The organism is Sporosarcina sp. NPDC096371 (genome assembly GCF_044762865.1).
GTDB lineage: Bacteria > Bacillota > Bacilli > Bacillales_A > Planococcaceae > Sporosarcina.
The window spans coordinates 12578-28811 of sequence record NZ_JBIWFE010000002.1; the positions used below are offsets into that span (position 1 = coordinate 12578).

The following is a 16234-nucleotide window of genomic DNA, read 5'->3' on the forward strand; positions in this document are numbered from 1 at the left end:
GAAATCATGATTAACTTATTGCTTCGTTTACCCAGTAAGGCACCTTCGCTAGAGATTATATATAATTATTTTTTCTACACATATTGTTAAATCTTTCTTCAGGATTTACTGAGAAAACTCCAAATTTATCTTCCCATCGACAAGTGCCAGTTGTGCATCAAATTTGTTACCTGTATTGGCTGTAAAGCCTTTGATCACATTTGTTTTACCTTTTGTGCATAAGAGCTTAATCTGGCTAGGTGTAAGCTTCTTTTTCAAAAAGGTACCAGGAAATGTTTGCTTGCAGCCACTTTTATAAGCACTACAACCGTAAAATTCTTTGCGTGCAATAATCATGCCTTCTTTACAAGCGGGGCAAGGTGCTACTTCTACTGGTTTGTAGGAGGTGCGTTGAGTTGTTTTGCTAACAACATTAGCGGCAAGTTTCGCATCAATCGGTTTGGCGTTTAATTGGCCTGGAACTTCTTCCAATAGACTATGAATGAATTTCGCAATGCTGCCGAGAAAACGTTCCTGTGTTCCTTCGCCATTGCCGATTTTACGTAAATACGCTTCCCATTTTGCAGTCATAGATGGGCTTGCCAGCAAATTCCCTTCGATGGCCTGACATAGGATGCGTCCTTTATCCGTAATCGAAACAATATTTTTCGTCACACTAATATAACCATGTCGTTTAATCGTCTCAATGATGCCACTTCGCGTTGCTTCCGTACCAAGCCCTTCTACTTCTTTCAGGATTTCCGTTTCATTCTTATCCTCGATGAGCTTCCCGCAAGTTTTCATCATGGCGATGAGCTGACCTTCTGTATACGGTTTGGGCGGCATTGTTTTGCCCTCTTTAATACCGATGTCACTGTCGACAGTTTCGTGCAACGTAAGAGGTGGCAATGTAGGCTCGTCCTTATCGTTTTCTTTGGCAGATGAACGGACAAATAATGCTTTCCAACCTTTGTCACGCTCGGTCTTGCCGACTGTAAAGAAAGGAAGTCCGTTAACGTCTGTTGTCACTTTTGTTTCGGTGTACAGATAGTCAGTATGGAACATGGCAAGTGTCGTGCGGACCACTTCTTCGTATAAGTTACGCTCGATATTCGATAATCTGCCAAGCACCGCTTGTGACGGGATTTTTTTCGTCGGAATAATGGCGTAATGCTCCTGAACCTTCGAGCTGTCAACATAACGCTTTTTCGGCGCAAGCGACTCGACAGGGAAGGGATGTCCGATGAGCTGTTGGTAATCGCCTACTTGGTCAGCAAGATAAGTGAACTCACTCGGCGTAATATAGCGCGAATCGGTCCGTGGGTATGTGACAATCTTCTTTTCGTAAAGTCCTTGCATGATTTTCAAGACATCTGCAGGGCTCGTTTTCCACAAACGGTTCGCTGCCGCCTGTAACGTTGACAGGGAATGGAGCTGAGGAGGCGGCGTCCGCTTATCAATTTTTTCCACCGATGTAATCGTTCCCGGTGATTTCGGATGGATGTTATGCTTTGCCAGCAACTCCCGAATGATTTCTCGTTTCGGTTCCTTGGCTTTTGCTTTCCCTTTATACGCTCCATTGGCAGCCGTAAAAGTCGCTTCAATTTCAAAAAACGGCTCGGAAACAAACGTCTCAATTTCTCTTTGACGTTGATAAATTAAGTAAACCGTCGGCGATTGCACACGGCCGATTGAGAACACATCCTGGATACCACGCCCTTGTAACAGCAGCGAATACAGTCGAGAGCCATTCATTCCAACGAGCCAATCGCTAATTTGCCGGGCTTTCGCTTCCTCGTACATGAGAAGGTCTTTCCGATTATCCTGTAAGTTGGAGAAACCTTTCCGCACTTCATCCACTTCAAGTGAATTGATCCACAGCCGTTTAATCGTTTGGTTTCTAGCCCCTGTTTGATAGTAAATACTATAGAATATATTCGATCCTTCGCGGTCCACGTCACAGCCATTAATGACCGTATCCGTTCCTTTAATAAGCTTTTTTACAATAGTAAACTGCTTGCTCTTCCCTTTTGCGACCTGAAACTCATAGCGTTCAGGCAAGATTGGCAGGCTACCTAGCGACCATTTTGTCCATTTTGAGTCGTACGCTTTGGGTTCCTTTAATTCAACAAGATGGCCAATACCCCACGTGATATAGGCACCTTCTGGGAAGATAGGAGAAGGTAAAAGTTCCAAATAACCTTCATGTCGTTTAACAGAAAAAGCATCCGCATAAGCCTTCGCTTGGGATGGTTTCTCCGCTAGGATTACTGGTTTCACACTAACACCTCTTTCATTTATACGATGAAACAGTAGTTCCTATAATGATAGCGCATTTGCGTAGGGGGTGCTAGTGGGGACTGGTGATTGAATAACTGACACAATCCCGGTTCATCCCATTATGGAGTCCAATAAATCAAAATTGCTCATTCAATCATGTTTGTTTCCGTGACGGTAGAATAAACAGTCATTTACTTTAAGTGGGGGTTACCAGGTACTTATTAAATTCTGAATTGTGTACGTAAATTGTACCTGAAATTGACCCTCCTTAATAACAACGGATGATTTTAATTCTTCCTTATCCTTTAAAGCGTCTATGACTCTTGAAAAAATGGTTTCTTTACAAAAGACATATGAATAGCCCCTACTATGATTGATTCATATTAATTATGGCGTTTTGTTCTAAATGGATCCAGAATTGTGTCTGAATCCGAAACCTAAAAAACGCCAACACCAAATTAGGAGTTGACGCTTTTTAAGTTTATTCGGCAGCTATCTTACATCACGTCGATCGGGCGATTTAATTTAGTCAGTATTCAAATCTTTAGACGGAACAAAGGAAGTTGTGACGAGTTCACTATAAATTTTTAAGTGGCTGTCCAGAAACTGAACTGGACAGCCCTTTTCTTACGCCCAGGACCCCCGTTTCAATTCATTGAGGAAACAAGAAGAATACGTGGGGGATCAACTGCCCGTGAAAGCCCGAATGGTTAAACTAACAATGAGTAAAGCGCTCCACGTAATCTTTTTGTTCATTCTATTCACGGGGATCTCTTCTCTGAGGAATTTCAACCCCTAGCTCTTCTAGCTGTTTTTGTGCTTCTTCCCAAGTAATAGTTCCTTCTCTTTGTTGGTCCAAAATGCTTTGGACTTTAGTTCTCGTTCCCTCATCCAGGTTGGAAAACATCTCTCCTCTATTTCCTTTTCCTTGTGACGGCAACTGTCCGTCATTTGGAGTTTTCATTCCTTCTGGTGGCTCGATACCCTCGGGTACTCCCATACCACCAGGACCAGAAGTTTTTGCAGTGGTGATTCCAGTTTCATCAAGCCATGTAACGGTATCGGAAATTGTGAACTCCACTACTTTCGTGCCGTCTTTGTAGTCACCAGCTTCAAAAAGACCATCACTTTCTTTACCAGACGTTGTCCCTCCTGAGTAAAGGGTATAGGAAGCATCTTTCGTTAGTTTTGGCGAACTAATGACGACCGATTGATAGTCTTTTGCGGGCGTAAATGTCACAATCTCATTTCCTTCGCTATCTTCTAGACGCAGTGTGGTTCCAGCAGATTGTGTCTCCGGATATGTCATCAAGATCGTATGTTGTGATGAGTCTTCTGAAGTGGCCATCGCCATACCAGAACTACCAGCAGCGATGAGGACTCCGCCAGTTATTTCAAAGTCTTCGTCATAATCCAAAGCACCATTGCCATTATTCGTAGGTCCATTGACGATCACGGTCCCGCCTGTCATTGATATGAAACCATTTGAATCGAGTCCATCACCGGCTGCATCGACATTAATATAGCCACCACTTATTGTAAGCAGTAGCTCTTCCGCTTGTTCAGTAGACGTGTCTGAATTATCGCTGCCTCCGCTAATGTTTATGCCATCATCAGTTGCTTTAACATGAATTTCTCCGTCCAAGACTGTGATGGATTTACCTTCTATCCCCTCATAACTCTTCGTGATGTCAATATTTCCACCTTTGATCAGAACGGATGTATCTGCATGAATTCCATCATCGCCGGAAGCCACTTTCAAATCGCCGTCAATTATGGTGACAGAGTTGTTGCTGTGTATCGCATCATCTAATGAATCCAGTTTAAAGCTTCCCCCGCCAATTACCACTTCTTCATTTGCCTTAAGCCCTTTGCCACTAGATGTCTCAGAGCTAGTGTCAGTTGTGCTTGTTTTCGTTTCTCCAGGAGTAGGCCGATCCATTTCAGTATTCGCTATTTTTTCAGGACTGCCGCCTCCAGATGAAATGTTGAAATCTCCGTCCGCGATCAGAAGTGAAGTCTCTGCCTGAATGCCATCATCAGCTGCCTTGATATCAAAACTTCCTACTTCAATAGCAATGATCCCTTTTGAAGCATCTTTGTCATTCGTGGACTTCATCCCGTCGCCACTCGCTTCGATACTGATATTGCCATCTTTAACAGCGAGGAGATCTTTTCCCTTTAATCCATCATCAGCTGAAGTAATTTGGATTGTTCCTCCTGTAATTTTCAATTGGTCTTTACTGGTGATACCGTCGTTGTAATTGCCTTGCACGACTAGTTTCCCACTGCCGTTAATGGTGAGGTCGTCTTTGCTGAATAACGCTGCATTCGGCTCATCTTCCTCTGAATCCTCATAAACATATTCTGCTCCGTCGGATAAAACGTTTTCAGTTCCTTCTTCTAATGAAACAACGGTCTTTTCAGCTTGTTTCACGTAGATTGGTGAAGTAGTGGAAGAATGAATTTCTGCACCATTCAAAACGAGCCGAACGATGCCTTTGTCTTCTGTGTCCACAATGATTTGCCCGTCATCCAGCTTTCCTTGGATTTCATACACACCTGAAGATTTTATCGTGATGATGCTCTTGTCGATGACGACTCCGCTATCAGCTTCAAAGCTGGCATTACTTCCATTCAACTGAATAGATGTTGCGTTTTCCCAATCAGCGTAAAAGTCTTCATCGGAATAGCTTACATGCTCGCTAATAAGACTAGCTAATTCTTGATTGCCAATCGTATTTAAGTTGTCGTCTTTTGCAGTAGACTCATTAGTGGTATTTACCTTTTCTGAATCATTGCTGCAAGCAAACAAGGATGCGGTACACATAAGAGTTGCGGCTACCTTTATAAATTTAGAATTTTGTTTTTTCATCATAAGCTCCTTCTTGCAAATGAAATTTCATCCATTTTTTAGATGATTTTTTGCTAAGAACCTTATTATTCAGTACGAACCTTAAACGAAGCTTAAAAAAGGCATTTTAAATTAAAGTTTGCATTTATTTCAATTGGTCCTATAATCAATCGTAACGAATTAAAACGTTGATAAATCATACGAGGGGGGCACTAAATGAAATTACTCATCATTGAAGATGACAAGTATCTCTCTGGATCAATATGTGAAACAACAAAGGAAATGTTCGAAATCGAGCAGGCTTTCGATGGAGAGGAAGGACTGTTTCTTGCTCAGCAAGATATTTTCGATGTCATTATTTTAGATATCATGCTTCCGTATATGAACGGTTATGAGGTATTAGAAAATTTAAGAAAGCAAAACATCACGACACCTGTCATCATGCTGACAGCCAAGGATGGAATTGATGACAAGATTAAGGGTTTTAAAATGGGAGCAGACGACTATTTAGTGAAACCATTCCATCGAGAAGAACTATTAGTGCGGCTGGAGGCAATGGTAAGGAGATCTGGAGGTCTATTTAAGGAAAATGTCCTAACTTTTAAGGAACTACATTTGAATATCAAAAATAAAACCGCGGAAATTAATGGGGAAGCACTTAAGTTGAATGGAAAACAATTTGATTTACTGGAGTATTTGATGAACAATAAAGACGCTATTTTGACCAAGGAACAGATTTTTGATCGAATATGGGGATTTGAGTCTGATACTTCTACTACAGTTGTAGAGGTATACGCCAGTAATTTACGAAAAAGTCTCAAGAAGTTTGAGTATGATCAATATATCAAAACCTTTCGTGGGTTAGGTTATATGCTGGAAGACCCTGGTGAAGGTAATGTTTAATAAACTAATTTTCAAGAAACAGCAGCTAAAATTTATGATTTTCAATTTGATCGCTTTTACTGTGATTTTCACGATCTTTAGCATTATCATTTTCGGCCAAGTTCAAAATACATTATTTTCAAAGACGGACAGGGAACTCTTATCTTTTAAAGAAATGATGACAGATAACAATCCAAAGGGTTTGCGGCTGCCTCCTAAAGTTGGAGAATTAGACCAGCCTGTACCTGATAACGAGAGGCGGAAAAATACGCCAAATCCCAGGATGATTGTCATGCATTGGGATAACGCGGGAAATATACTAAATGAAAATGAAATTGGAACCTTAATTTACGAAAACTATCTAAAAGAGTATAAGCTGGATAAAACAAATATGGACAAGATTACAATGACGAAAATCAGTGATCTGTATAACTTTAGATATATTCTTTTTAAAGACCATAATGATGAAGACGGAATTGCCTATACACAGCTGATGATTAACGTGGACGCTGAACAAACCATCATTTCCAACTTTGAGAAACTGTTCATTATCTGGTCGGTAATCTTCATCGTCCTCTCTATTTCCGCTAGTTTCATCTTATCTAAAAAGATGATGAAACCAATTATTCATTCTTGGAATAAGCAGGCGGAGTTTGTTGAAAATGCATCACATGAACTCAGGACGCCTTTGACGATCATTCAAAATAAGCTGGAGCTACTCCTAACGGCACCGCAAGAAAGAATTTCAGATAGGTTTGAAAATATTGCCCTAAGCTTGTCTGAAACAAGGCGGTTGTCTAAACTCACTACGGATTTATTGACCTTGGCAAGAGCAGATTCGGCGGAAACACAAATTGTGAAGCAATCCATTCATATCGATACATTCATCCGAAGCGTATGTACGCCTTATAAGGAAATTGCTGAGTCGCAGGATAAGCATTTTTCCCTAAATTGTCAAAGCCCTTTTACTATAGAAGCAGATGAAACACGGCTGCATCAACTGTTAGTAATTTTATTGGACAATGCTTTAAAATATACGAATGAAAACAATCGTATTCGTGTAAAAACATATGTCGAGGATCAGAAAGTTGCAATTGAAGTGAGCGATACGGGGATCGGTATTAAAGAAGAAAATGTCCATTACATTTTCGATCGCTTTTACCGAGAAGACAAAGCCCGAACTAGGGAAACGGGAGGTATGGGATTAGGATTGTCTATCGCTCAGTGGATTGTATCGATGCACAATGGAACAATTACTGTGAAAAGGAACCAGCATAAAGGAACCACTTTTATAGTCAAACTTCCAAAGTAAGAGATCACATCTTCGTGATCTCTTTTTTTGTGTTGATAAATCGTTTTAAGGTTTGTTTAAGGTTCGTCTTTTAGTATTTAGTTCATAGAGCGACAGCAAAAAGGAGTAGATGGATATGGCGATCGAAATCTTCAGTCGGAAAGAGCAAAAGTACTTAATCACTCGCCGCCAATACGAAGAACTTGTGGAACGGATTGGACCTGAGATGCGAAATGATAAGAATGGCGTCGATGGAAAATATTCAGTCACTAGCCTGTACTTTGACAATGTGGAGAAAGGCATTTATTTTGAGACCAAAAACAAACTAAAATACCGTCAGAAATTACGTTTACGCGTATACGACGATGCAAATCTTACTAGCACGGCATTTTTTGAAGTGAAGCAGAAACATAAGAAAGTCGTCAATAAAAGACGGATGCTTTTGCCGCTAGGGGAAGCGTATCGCTATTTAGAAGAAGACGGTCAAGCGGGTTTTGATCACTACAAAACGTCGAATTCACAAGTCATGAAGGAAATTGATTATTTCCGTAAGTTCTATCGGTTACGTCCCGAAATGGTCGTATCGTATAGTCGTCACGCATTGCACGGGATCCATGATTCAGAACTGCGTATCACCTTCGATTTCGACTTACGTTGCCGTAAAGAAGATCTACATATCGAGAATGGTCCGTACGGAGAGCATTTCATCGATCCAAATCTCGTCGTGCTAGAAGTGAAAGTCGATCATAGTGTGCCGCTTTGGTTAGCTCGTATTTTACAGGAGCTTCAGTGTGAGCAGCGCAGTGCTTCAAAGTTTTGTACCAGTATGGAACTGCTGAGTGGAGATGTATTACCGCAGTCAGGATATTTTGAACAGAAAGAATTGGAAGAACCACTAACAGGAGGAATAGAAAATGGATCAGATCACGAACTTGTTTTCAACTAATGGATTGGATGGAGCCACACCGACCATGTGGATGAGTATTACCGCTATGGCACTCGCTGCGGTCCTAAGTTTTATCATTACGAAAGTTTATCAAATTACATTTACAGGAGAGCGCTATTCACAAGCGTTCGTCCATACAATTATTATGATGAGTGTTGTCGTGTCGGTTGTCATGAACGTAGTAAGCGGAAATGCCGGTGTGGCGTTTGGTTTATTCGCAGTATTTTCTCTCATCCGCTTCCGAAGTGCAGTAACGAACGCCAAGGATATTGCCTACATCTTTTTCGGATTATGTGTTGGGATGACAGCAGGACTGTTTCAATTCCCTCTGGCCATTGCATTGACGTTATTCGCCAGTCTGATTTTCTATATTCTGTACAAAGTGGACTATGGCAAAGGGAAAGATACGCAAATTCTTAAAGTAACTGTCCCTGAAAACCTAAATCACGAAAATTTATTCGACGATATCTTGAATGAAAAAACCGAATACTTCCAACTTCGACAAGTTGAAACAACGAACTTGGGGACGATGATTCTCTATACATTTACCATCCGAAGCAAGACTGATACAAAAGATCAGGACTTGCTGAATGAAATCCGTGTACGTAACGCGAACTTGAAAGTATCCCTTTCCTATCTTGAGATGCGGGACTGAACCCATATAAAAAATCCAACCGACTCATTTTCAGGTGCCGGTGTATAATGTAATATAAATCAAGCGTAAATTCCCATGAAAAGTGGCCGCACGAAACCTAAGCCTTCAGTGGTAAATTTAAAAAACTCAACAATCTAGACTGACATAGTGCACTGACTTAAAGAAATGAGACAATATAAAACACCTTCAAATTGGTACATTTATAAAAAGTACCAATTTGAAGGTGTTTTTGTAATTATGTGAGTGACTGGCATTAAATACACCCAAAAATATTCGGGTGTAATGTGTACAACCTATGTATGTCAACGTATTTATAATTACACCCGGAAAAGAAGAGGATACAACTGAACGCGCCCAATGGAAAAGACGTCCTGGACGCCACGCTCCTTCAACAGCAACGAATACAGTCATGAACCATTCATCCCTACGAGCCAATCACTAATCTGACGTGCTTTTGCATCCTCATACATCAGTAAATCTTTGCGATTATCATGCAAATTCGCAAAGCCTTTGCGCACTTCATCCACCTCAAGTGAATTGATCCACAACTGTTTTATCGTTTGGTTTCTAGCCCCTGTTTGATAGTAAATGTTATAGAAAATATTCGAACCTTCGCGGTCTATGTCGCAGCCATTAATAACTGTATCCGTTCCTTTAATGAGCTTCTTCACAATCGTAAACTGCTTGTATTTCCCCTTCGCCACCTGAAACTCATAGCGTTCCGGCAAAATTGGCAAGCTATCCAATGACCACTTCGCCCATTTCGAATCATAGGCTTTCGGCTCCTTCAATTCAACCAAATGTCCAATGCCCCACGTAATATAGGCACCCTCTGGGAAAATGGGGGAAGGTAAGATTTCCAAATAACCTTCGTGGCGTTTAATAGAAAAAGCATCCGCGTAAGCTTTCGCTTGGGATGGTTTTTCAGCTAGGATGACCGGATTCATGATAGCACCTCTTTTCTTTTTGCGATGAAACATTTCTTTCAACACCGGGTCTAATGAATACCCTTTTTTGTTAAGGAATACTCGATCTCAACAGGTGTTTCAGGTATAACATTGCGCATAACAATACCCTGTTGTTCTAAATCCTTTTAGCGTTCCGATAAAAGATTGAATTGTACTGAATCGGTGTGATTCCAACAATAGTTGATTGATAATCAAAGCCGTCTAGCGCTGACTTAAAAGCGAGATGGCTTTTTTAAATTGAGGACAAATAGTAGCTTGCTTCATTTTAGTTCACTCCTTTATATCTAGTAGATAACATGATGGGTTGAAAGAATATGCAATAAAATCCCTTGACGTAAGTTTATTACCGTTATATAGTTACTTACATAAAGTAACTAACTATAGAGGAGAGAAAAGAAAATGAATAGAAATGATGCAGGTGCAGTTGTTTTACGGGTGATTCTAGGTCTTACCTTTTTCATTCATGGGTTATCCAAGTTCCAAGGGGGCTTAGGTAACACGGCTGGTTTTTTTGAAAGTCTCGGAATGCCAGGGTTTTCAGCTTACGTCGTTGCAGTTATAGAGTTAGTCGGCGGTATTATGTTGATACTTGGTATTGGAACACGAATTGTTTCTGTCTTGTTTGCAGGTATTATGCTGGTGGCAATTTTTACAGCAAAACTTGCCGCAGGATTTCTCGGCAATGGTCAAATGGCAGGGTATGAATTGGAATTGGCCCTACTTGCTATGGCTATTTTCCTTGCGCTTGCAAACAGTGCTGCTTTCTCGTTAGGTAACAAAATTTTTCGTTCAGCAGCAAGAAAATAAAAATGGAGGTAATAAATTTGAAGTTTCATAGTAAACCAAACACTTATGTAGGGCATGTAAATATTAAGGTACAAGATTTAGATCGCTCACTTATGTTTTATCAGGAGGTTCTAGGTTTTCAAATTTTGGAGCAAACGAAAAATGCAGCTAAACTAACGACTGATGGTAAAACGAGTGTATTGTCGATTGAACAACCGGAAAACGTTGTACCGAAACAAGGAAAAACTACGGGCTTATATCATTTTGCCCTTCTTCTACCTAAACGTTCTGATTTAGCTGAAATCGTTCATCATTTTACAGAAATCGGTTTTCGGTATGGATCATCAGATCACCTTGTAAGTGAAGCTTTATATATATCAGACCCAGATGGAAACGGGATTGAAATTTATATAGACCGCGACCCTTCTGAATGGACTTGGAGTAAAGGTGAAGTGGCAATGGCGGTGGATCCGTTGAATTTTGAAGATCTACTTTCCGAAGAGAAACAGCAGTCGTGGAAGGGTCTACCAGCCGGGACAGTCATGGGTCATATTCATTTACACGTATCTGAATTGAAAAAGACTGAGGAATTTTATAGTAAGGGACTCGGTTTTGAAGTAGTTAACCGATATGGTAATCAAGCACTTTTCATCTCTACTGGTAAATACCATCATCAAATCGCCTTAAACACTTGGGCGGGTGTTGGCGCTCCAACACCTCCTTTAAATAGTGTTGGGCTTAAGTCGTTTACGATCGTTTTAGCAGATGAGGCAGCACGGAATAATGTTATCGAGCAGTTGAAGAGTATTGGTGCTTCTGTGACAGAAGAAAACGCTTCTTTCGTTTCTTATGATCCTTCTGGGAATCGCATTTATTTAGAGATTTAAGGAAACAGTAAATTTGTCCGGATGAAGTATTGGAGCAGGTAAGAAGTACATCAGATAGGTGGTTAGCAGAGTGGGTTTTTTAGACAGACTATTAGGTAGATCTAATGAGGAGGAACAAACAATGACAAACGAAAAATTGAAAATAGGTATTGTTCAAGGTAGTGTACGTGAAGGACGTAATGGAGATGCAGTAGCAAAATGGATGATAGATTTTGCGGAAAAACGTAATGACGCGAAGTATGAAATTGTGGATCTTGCAAATTACAATCTTCCATTCTTAGGTTCAGCATATGCACAACCAGATGCTGCAGAACAAATAAAAGCTTGGTCAGAAAAAATGGCTTCTTTCGATGGCTATATTTTTATAACACCGGAATATAACCATGCAATTGGTGGCGCACTGAAAAATGCACTGGACTTTTTGAATCCAGAATTGAACAATAAAGCAGCTGGATTTGTTGGATACGGTAGCTTGGGCGGTACGCGTGCACATGAAAACCTACGTCTGATTTTGGGTGAGCTACAAGTTGCTGACGTACGTACCGCAGTTACGTTCTCCCTTATGTCCGACTTTGAAAACATGAGCGTGTTTAAACCTGCTGATTACCATGCAGGAAACGCAAACACTATGCTGGATCAAGTCCTTTCTTGGAGCCGGGCATTGAAAACTGAGCGATAAAATCAGCGACTTTGTGCAGTACCAACGTAGCTCAGAATGACGTCGGTACTTGCACGCTTTTTTATAATGTCTTTTTCTTACTATCTCGCACGCTTTATTTATAGGCAGAGGTTAACTTCGACAAGGTTACCAATACCATATTTCAGAAATCCTAGTCAGTATCGGTAATAATCACTTTCCGTAATGAAGTTCAGTTGAAAAATCGAGTAGTCATGGCACCCATGACTACCTTGATCCCAAGCTTACGAAGTGTGGCTTCCTCTATTTGAGTAAGAAATGGTTCAGCAGTAAGGTATAGCTTTGTAGCGGCGACCATTACAATTTGCAATCGTGTTTATAGCATTGAGCGGCAACGATTAAAAAGAACACATTGTAGAATGTGAAATATATTAATTGGAGGAATTGATCATGAAAATTGGTGTTATCGGAGCGACAGGAAAAGCAGGAAGTCTTATTGTAAAAGAAGCTAGCGAACGTGGCCATGAAGTAACAGCGATTGTTCGGAATGCAGCGAAACTGTCCGAGGAAAAAATGGCTGTCCTTGAAAAAGACGTGTTTGATTTGCAAGCGGAAGATCTTCGCGTATTTGATGTCGTCGTTAATGCCTTTGGTGCTCCAGCAGGGCAAGAGAATCTTCATGTAGATGCGGGGAGAGTTCTAATCGAATGCGTTAAAGGTGATTCTGACACAAAATTAATTGTTGTAGGTGGTGCAGGTAGCTTATTCGTAGATGAAGCGCAAACCGTTCGTTTGATTGAAACGCCTGAATTTCCTAAAGAGTATTTCGCGACGGCTTCCAATCAAGGGAAGAACCTAGAGGATTTACAAAATGCAAGTGGAATTCGATGGACGTTCATCAGCCCCGCAGCATTTTTCAACCCAGAAGGAAAAAGAACGGGTTCCTATCAAAGAGGAAAAGACAATCTCATTGTGAATTCAAAAGGAGACAGCTATGTTAGTTATGCTGATTATGCAATCGCTGTTCTTGATGAAATTGAAAGGCCTCAACATATAAACGAGCGTTTTACTCTTGTTTCTGAAGCAGAGTGATTTTGACTTAATTCAGCAGGATCTCAAACCCCAGCCAAATTAAGTCAAAGCCTCCGGCGGATGTCACAGATTTTGAAGTGAGTTAAGGAAGGCAGTCTAAGTTCACGACGTCCTGTCGCAACAAGGAAGGATGCAGTTCAATCCTTCCCCTCTGTAGGGCCCAAGCTCAATTCAAAATCTGGACGCAATCACGCCGAGACGTGATTGATTAAGGAGATGTGTATCATGCAAAATGAAACGAAGAAATCTGGAATAGAACTTGGAGTTTATACGTTTGGAGATCTAGGCCAAGATCCTCAAACCGGAAAGACAATCGATATTCATCAGCGTCTTCAAGAGGTATTGGCTACCGCGAAGTTAGCAGATGAAGCGGGACTTGATATTTTTGGAGTCGGTGAGCATCACCGTTTGGACTACGCAGTATCGTCTCCAGCTGTCGTTCTTGCTGCCGTGGCACAAAATACGAAACGGATTAAATTATCAAGCGCAACCACTGTTTTAAGTACAATCGACCCTGTCCGTTTATTCGAAGACTTCGCGACGCTTGATTTACTTTCAAATGGCCGTGCTGAAATTATTGCAGGTCGTGGTGCATTCGTAGAATCGTTTCCGTTATTTGGGTATGATTTAAGCGACTATGACGAGCTGTTTGAGGAAAATATCCTGCTGCTACAACAACTGAATACCAATGAAATCGTCAATTGGCAAGGATCTTTCCGTTCTTCACTACATAATGCCATGATTGCGCCTCGTCCAGCCCAGAAAAAATTACCGATTTGGATAGGTGTAGGCGGAACACCAGAAAGTGCAATTCGCGCTGGAAGACTCGGAACAGGATTGGCTCTTGCCATTCTCGGGGGGGATCCGATTCGTTTTAAGCCCCTTGTTGATTTGTACCGCCAAGCTGGAGCAGAAGCGGGACATTCCAACGAAGATTTAAAAGTAGCAGTGACAGGCCATACTTTTATAGCAAAAACTTCGCAACAAGCGAAAGATGAATTTTACCCTTATTACGCAAATTATTGGGGATATGTGAATAAACAACGCGGAATGGGTACGAAAATATCCCGTTCTGATTTCGAGTATATGGCCAGTCCCGAAACCGGACTATTTGTTGGAAGTCCTCAACAAATCATCGAAAAAATTCTCCATCAACATGAATTATTTGGGCATCAACGATTCATTGCGCAGATGGATATCGGAGGTTTGCCGTTTTCAAAGGTCGCCGAAGGCATTGAAATGTTGGCGACGGAAGTGGCACCGGTTGTTCGACGAGAAACGGCAAAGTGAACATTGTTGATTTAGAAGTCTAAAATAAAGCATGTATCGGTCTCCTCACATTAAGGAAATCAATACATGCTTTTTGTAATTGCCCAGGAAATTATAAAGTCTCGTACCGTGGCTAAGGTACGATATAGAGTTTTGGCGTCTAGGCTCCAGCGCTTTTTTCTATGCTTGAATGGCTATGTAAATGTCTACTTGTGCATGTTGTGGGTTCTCGCATCTAGCGTCATATAGCTCGAAATCACCCGTATAGGTTCGCTCTACTTCTTGGTGTTGTTCAAACCAGCGCCAAATTTCTTGCCACAGTGTAATGACGACATCTGTTAGGGGGCCTTCTTCAGATGTGAAGACTAAATAGGTTGCAGCTGGAATGGATTTAACAACGACCCCTTCAGGACATTCACTAGCATCCTTTACTTCTAAGCCCGCCGTGATGTCATATTCTCCATGTACACCATCTTCATAATCTGAATACAGCCCATAGGTCACGGGGGCATTCACGGGATTGGGAACCCCATCGGAGATTTTCTGCCCGTAATATCGTCCCCATAGTCCCCCGATTTTCGCATCTACCGTTATTTCATTTGCGTTTGTTGTTCTCACTGAAATGCCCATCATACAAAACTGATCTTTCGTTTTCAATACTGGTTGTCTCATTTTTTCTCGCCGCCTTTTTAGGTTTGTTTTCACTATACCAACCTAAACCTGACAGCAGTCTGTCATATTCATCTGTTATATAGATCAACGATGTTTCGCACCTTTTGTTGAATGATATTTCTTATATGTACAGGCTCAAGCACCTCCACTTTATCTGCAAAACTTAAGATGAATCCGTATAACCACTCATCTTCAGGTATGTCTATTGTGACAATGGATTGATGGTTGTCGATTGACTCCGTGCCAAATAGTTCTTCGAGTTTAAAACGATAGTCTGGATGAAATGCCATTCTTAACGTAACGATATTTTCCGGCGCATACCATGCTTGATCCCAAGGAAGTTCCTCTTCTTTCACTTCTTTTCGAATAAAAGATGCATGACAAAGCTGCAGGTCCTGTATCCTCGCCAATTTAAATAAACGAAATGCATTTCTGAGCAGGCAGTATCCATACACATACCAAGTTCGTCCTTTTTGAACAAGTGTATGTGGCTCTATGGTGCGGAAGGTGACGTTTGCATCGCTACTCGCATAAGAAAAGCTCACGCAAGTGGTTGTGGTAATGGCTTGTTTTAGTAGTGTAACTTTTTCCTTCAAACGTGCATTTTGTCCCCATGGACTATCATCTACGAATAGATAGTCGAAAGCGGGTTTTTCCTCTTTCACCGCAATTCTTTCTAATTTTTCTAATACTGCCTTAGCAGGAAGGTCTTCATAAGAAGTAAACACGCTTTTTAAGGCGATGGAGATGGATGTGATTTCGTCCTTCGTAAGTGTTTGTTTATCCATCCTGTACCCTTCAAGCAGACGAATCCCCCCATTGGCTCCCTGATAACTGATTACCGGAATTCCGGCGTTACTCAGCGTATCAATATCTCGATAAATCGTACGAACAGATACATGAAAGAAATCGGCAAATTCTTGGGCTGTTACTTTTTTACGATTCAACAACATAATGGTCATGGTTAGCAATCGATCAATTTTCATTGATTACCCTCATTTGCTCTTTTTTGATATGAATGAGCATCCTTTTACTC

General features: G+C 41.1%; 16 protein-coding genes. 9 read left to right on the forward strand and 7 right to left on the reverse strand.

From position 1 onward, the window contains the following. Positions 1-105: 105 nt before the first annotated feature. The gene (locus ACIQ0H_RS06015; protein WP_403412449.1) at positions 106-2259 is read right to left on the reverse strand and encodes a type IA DNA topoisomerase; all 2154 of its coding nucleotides are present in this window, start codon (positions 2257-2259) and stop codon (positions 106-108) included. A gap of 757 nt (positions 2260-3016) precedes the next feature. After that, positions 3017-5134 carry a carbohydrate-binding domain-containing protein gene (locus ACIQ0H_RS06020; RefSeq protein WP_403412451.1) on the reverse strand — a complete coding sequence of 706 codons (2118 nt, stop codon included), beginning with the start codon at positions 5132-5134 and terminating at the stop codon, positions 3017-3019. A gap of 195 nt (positions 5135-5329) precedes the next feature. On the opposite strand from ACIQ0H_RS06020, the gene ACIQ0H_RS06025 reads away from it, so the two are divergent. The 4 genes from ACIQ0H_RS06025 to ACIQ0H_RS06040 all read left to right on the forward strand — a co-directional run bounded on the left by ACIQ0H_RS06025 (position 5330) and on the right by ACIQ0H_RS06040 (position 8887). Then, entirely contained in the window at positions 5330-6016 is a 687-nt protein-coding gene (locus ACIQ0H_RS06025) for a response regulator transcription factor (protein WP_403412452.1), read from the forward strand. Positions 6017-6050: 34 nt separating this feature from the next. Next, on the forward strand, positions 6051-7307 hold the full coding sequence (locus ACIQ0H_RS06030) for a sensor histidine kinase (protein ID WP_403412454.1): 1257 nt from the start codon (positions 6051-6053) through the stop codon (positions 7305-7307). Positions 7308-7422: 115 nt separating this feature from the next. Further along, complete coding sequence (locus tag ACIQ0H_RS06035) at positions 7423-8232, forward strand: polyphosphate polymerase domain-containing protein (RefSeq protein WP_403412456.1); 810 nt, start codon at positions 7423-7425, stop codon at positions 8230-8232. Then, on the forward strand, positions 8201-8887 hold the full coding sequence (locus ACIQ0H_RS06040; protein ID WP_403412458.1) for a DUF4956 domain-containing protein: 687 nt from the start codon (positions 8201-8203) through the stop codon (positions 8885-8887). The genes ACIQ0H_RS06035 and ACIQ0H_RS06040 overlap by 32 nt, the downstream gene beginning before the upstream one ends. A gap of 407 nt (positions 8888-9294) precedes the next feature. Here the strand turns inward: ACIQ0H_RS06040 and ACIQ0H_RS06045 are convergent, their stop codons facing one another. Further along, positions 9295-9834: a toprim domain-containing protein gene (locus tag ACIQ0H_RS06045; protein WP_403412460.1), complete on the reverse strand. Its 540-nt coding sequence runs from the start codon at positions 9832-9834 to the stop codon at positions 9295-9297. A gap of 50 nt (positions 9835-9884) precedes the next feature. After that, a complete protein-coding gene (locus ACIQ0H_RS06050) occupies positions 9885-9953 on the reverse strand; it encodes a hypothetical protein (RefSeq protein ID WP_403413418.1) in 69 nt (22 codons plus the stop codon). 301 nt (positions 9954-10254) lie between these two features. On the opposite strand from ACIQ0H_RS06050, the gene ACIQ0H_RS06055 reads away from it, so the two are divergent. From ACIQ0H_RS06055 to ACIQ0H_RS06065, 3 genes are all read left to right on the forward strand, one after another. Then, positions 10255-10662: a DoxX family protein gene (locus tag ACIQ0H_RS06055; protein WP_403412461.1), complete on the forward strand. Its 408-nt coding sequence runs from the start codon at positions 10255-10257 to the stop codon at positions 10660-10662. 17 nt (positions 10663-10679) lie between these two features. After that, entirely contained in the window at positions 10680-11528 is an 849-nt protein-coding gene (locus ACIQ0H_RS06060) for a VOC family protein (RefSeq protein ID WP_403412463.1), read from the forward strand. Between the two features lie 121 nt (positions 11529-11649). Then, a complete protein-coding gene (locus tag ACIQ0H_RS06065; protein WP_403412465.1) occupies positions 11650-12207 on the forward strand; it encodes an NADPH-dependent FMN reductase in 558 nt (185 codons plus the stop codon). Positions 12208-12397: 190 nt separating this feature from the next. Here the strand turns inward: ACIQ0H_RS06065 and ACIQ0H_RS06070 are convergent, their stop codons facing one another. Next, positions 12398-12535, reverse strand: a complete 138-nt coding sequence (locus tag ACIQ0H_RS06070; RefSeq protein ID WP_403412466.1) for a hypothetical protein — start codon at positions 12533-12535, stop codon at positions 12398-12400. 80 nt (positions 12536-12615) lie between these two features. Here ACIQ0H_RS06070 and ACIQ0H_RS06075 point away from each other — a divergent pair, with 80 nt between their 5' ends. Continuing rightward, positions 12616-13257 (forward strand): NAD(P)-dependent oxidoreductase, encoded by a 642-nt coding sequence (locus tag ACIQ0H_RS06075; RefSeq protein ID WP_403412467.1) that lies wholly within the window; start codon positions 12616-12618, stop codon positions 13255-13257. Between the two features lie 225 nt (positions 13258-13482). Then, a complete protein-coding gene (locus tag ACIQ0H_RS06080; RefSeq protein WP_403412468.1) occupies positions 13483-14547 on the forward strand; it encodes an LLM class flavin-dependent oxidoreductase in 1065 nt (354 codons plus the stop codon). A gap of 159 nt (positions 14548-14706) precedes the next feature. Here ACIQ0H_RS06080 and ACIQ0H_RS06085 read toward each other — a convergent pair whose 3' ends face one another. Further along, positions 14707-15198, reverse strand: a complete 492-nt coding sequence (locus ACIQ0H_RS06085; protein WP_403412470.1) for a GyrI-like domain-containing protein — start codon at positions 15196-15198, stop codon at positions 14707-14709. A gap of 68 nt (positions 15199-15266) precedes the next feature. Continuing rightward, a complete protein-coding gene (locus ACIQ0H_RS06090; RefSeq protein WP_403412471.1) occupies positions 15267-16184 on the reverse strand; it encodes a helix-turn-helix transcriptional regulator in 918 nt (305 codons plus the stop codon). Positions 16185-16234 lie beyond the last annotated feature (50 nt).

Bases quoted from the DNA above. Each gene is read 5' to 3' on its own strand.
- ACIQ0H_RS06020 (WP_403412451.1), bottom strand. From the start codon at position 5,134: ATGAAAAAACAAAATTCTAAATTTATAAAGGTAGCCGCAACTCTTATG.
- ACIQ0H_RS06025 (WP_403412452.1), top strand. From the start codon at position 5,330: ATGAAATTACTCATCATTGAAGATGACAAGTATCTCTCTGGATCAATA.
- ACIQ0H_RS06030 (WP_403412454.1), top strand. From the start codon at position 6,051: ATGATTTTCAATTTGATCGCTTTTACTGTGATTTTCACGATCTTTAGC.
- ACIQ0H_RS06035 (WP_403412456.1), top strand. From the start codon at position 7,423: ATGGCGATCGAAATCTTCAGTCGGAAAGAGCAAAAGTACTTAATCACT.
- ACIQ0H_RS06040 (WP_403412458.1), top strand. From the start codon at position 8,201: ATGGATCAGATCACGAACTTGTTTTCAACTAATGGATTGGATGGAGCC.
- ACIQ0H_RS06045 (WP_403412460.1), bottom strand. From the start codon at position 9,834: ATGAATCCGGTCATCCTAGCTGAAAAACCATCCCAAGCGAAAGCTTAC.
- ACIQ0H_RS06055 (WP_403412461.1), top strand. From the start codon at position 10,255: ATGAATAGAAATGATGCAGGTGCAGTTGTTTTACGGGTGATTCTAGGT.
- ACIQ0H_RS06065 (WP_403412465.1), top strand. From the start codon at position 11,650: ATGACAAACGAAAAATTGAAAATAGGTATTGTTCAAGGTAGTGTACGT.
- ACIQ0H_RS06075 (WP_403412467.1), top strand. From the start codon at position 12,616: ATGAAAATTGGTGTTATCGGAGCGACAGGAAAAGCAGGAAGTCTTATT.
- ACIQ0H_RS06080 (WP_403412468.1), top strand. From the start codon at position 13,483: ATGCAAAATGAAACGAAGAAATCTGGAATAGAACTTGGAGTTTATACG.
- ACIQ0H_RS06085 (WP_403412470.1), bottom strand. From the start codon at position 15,198: ATGAGACAACCAGTATTGAAAACGAAAGATCAGTTTTGTATGATGGGC.
- ACIQ0H_RS06090 (WP_403412471.1), bottom strand. From the start codon at position 16,184: ATGAAAATTGATCGATTGCTAACCATGACCATTATGTTGTTGAATCGT.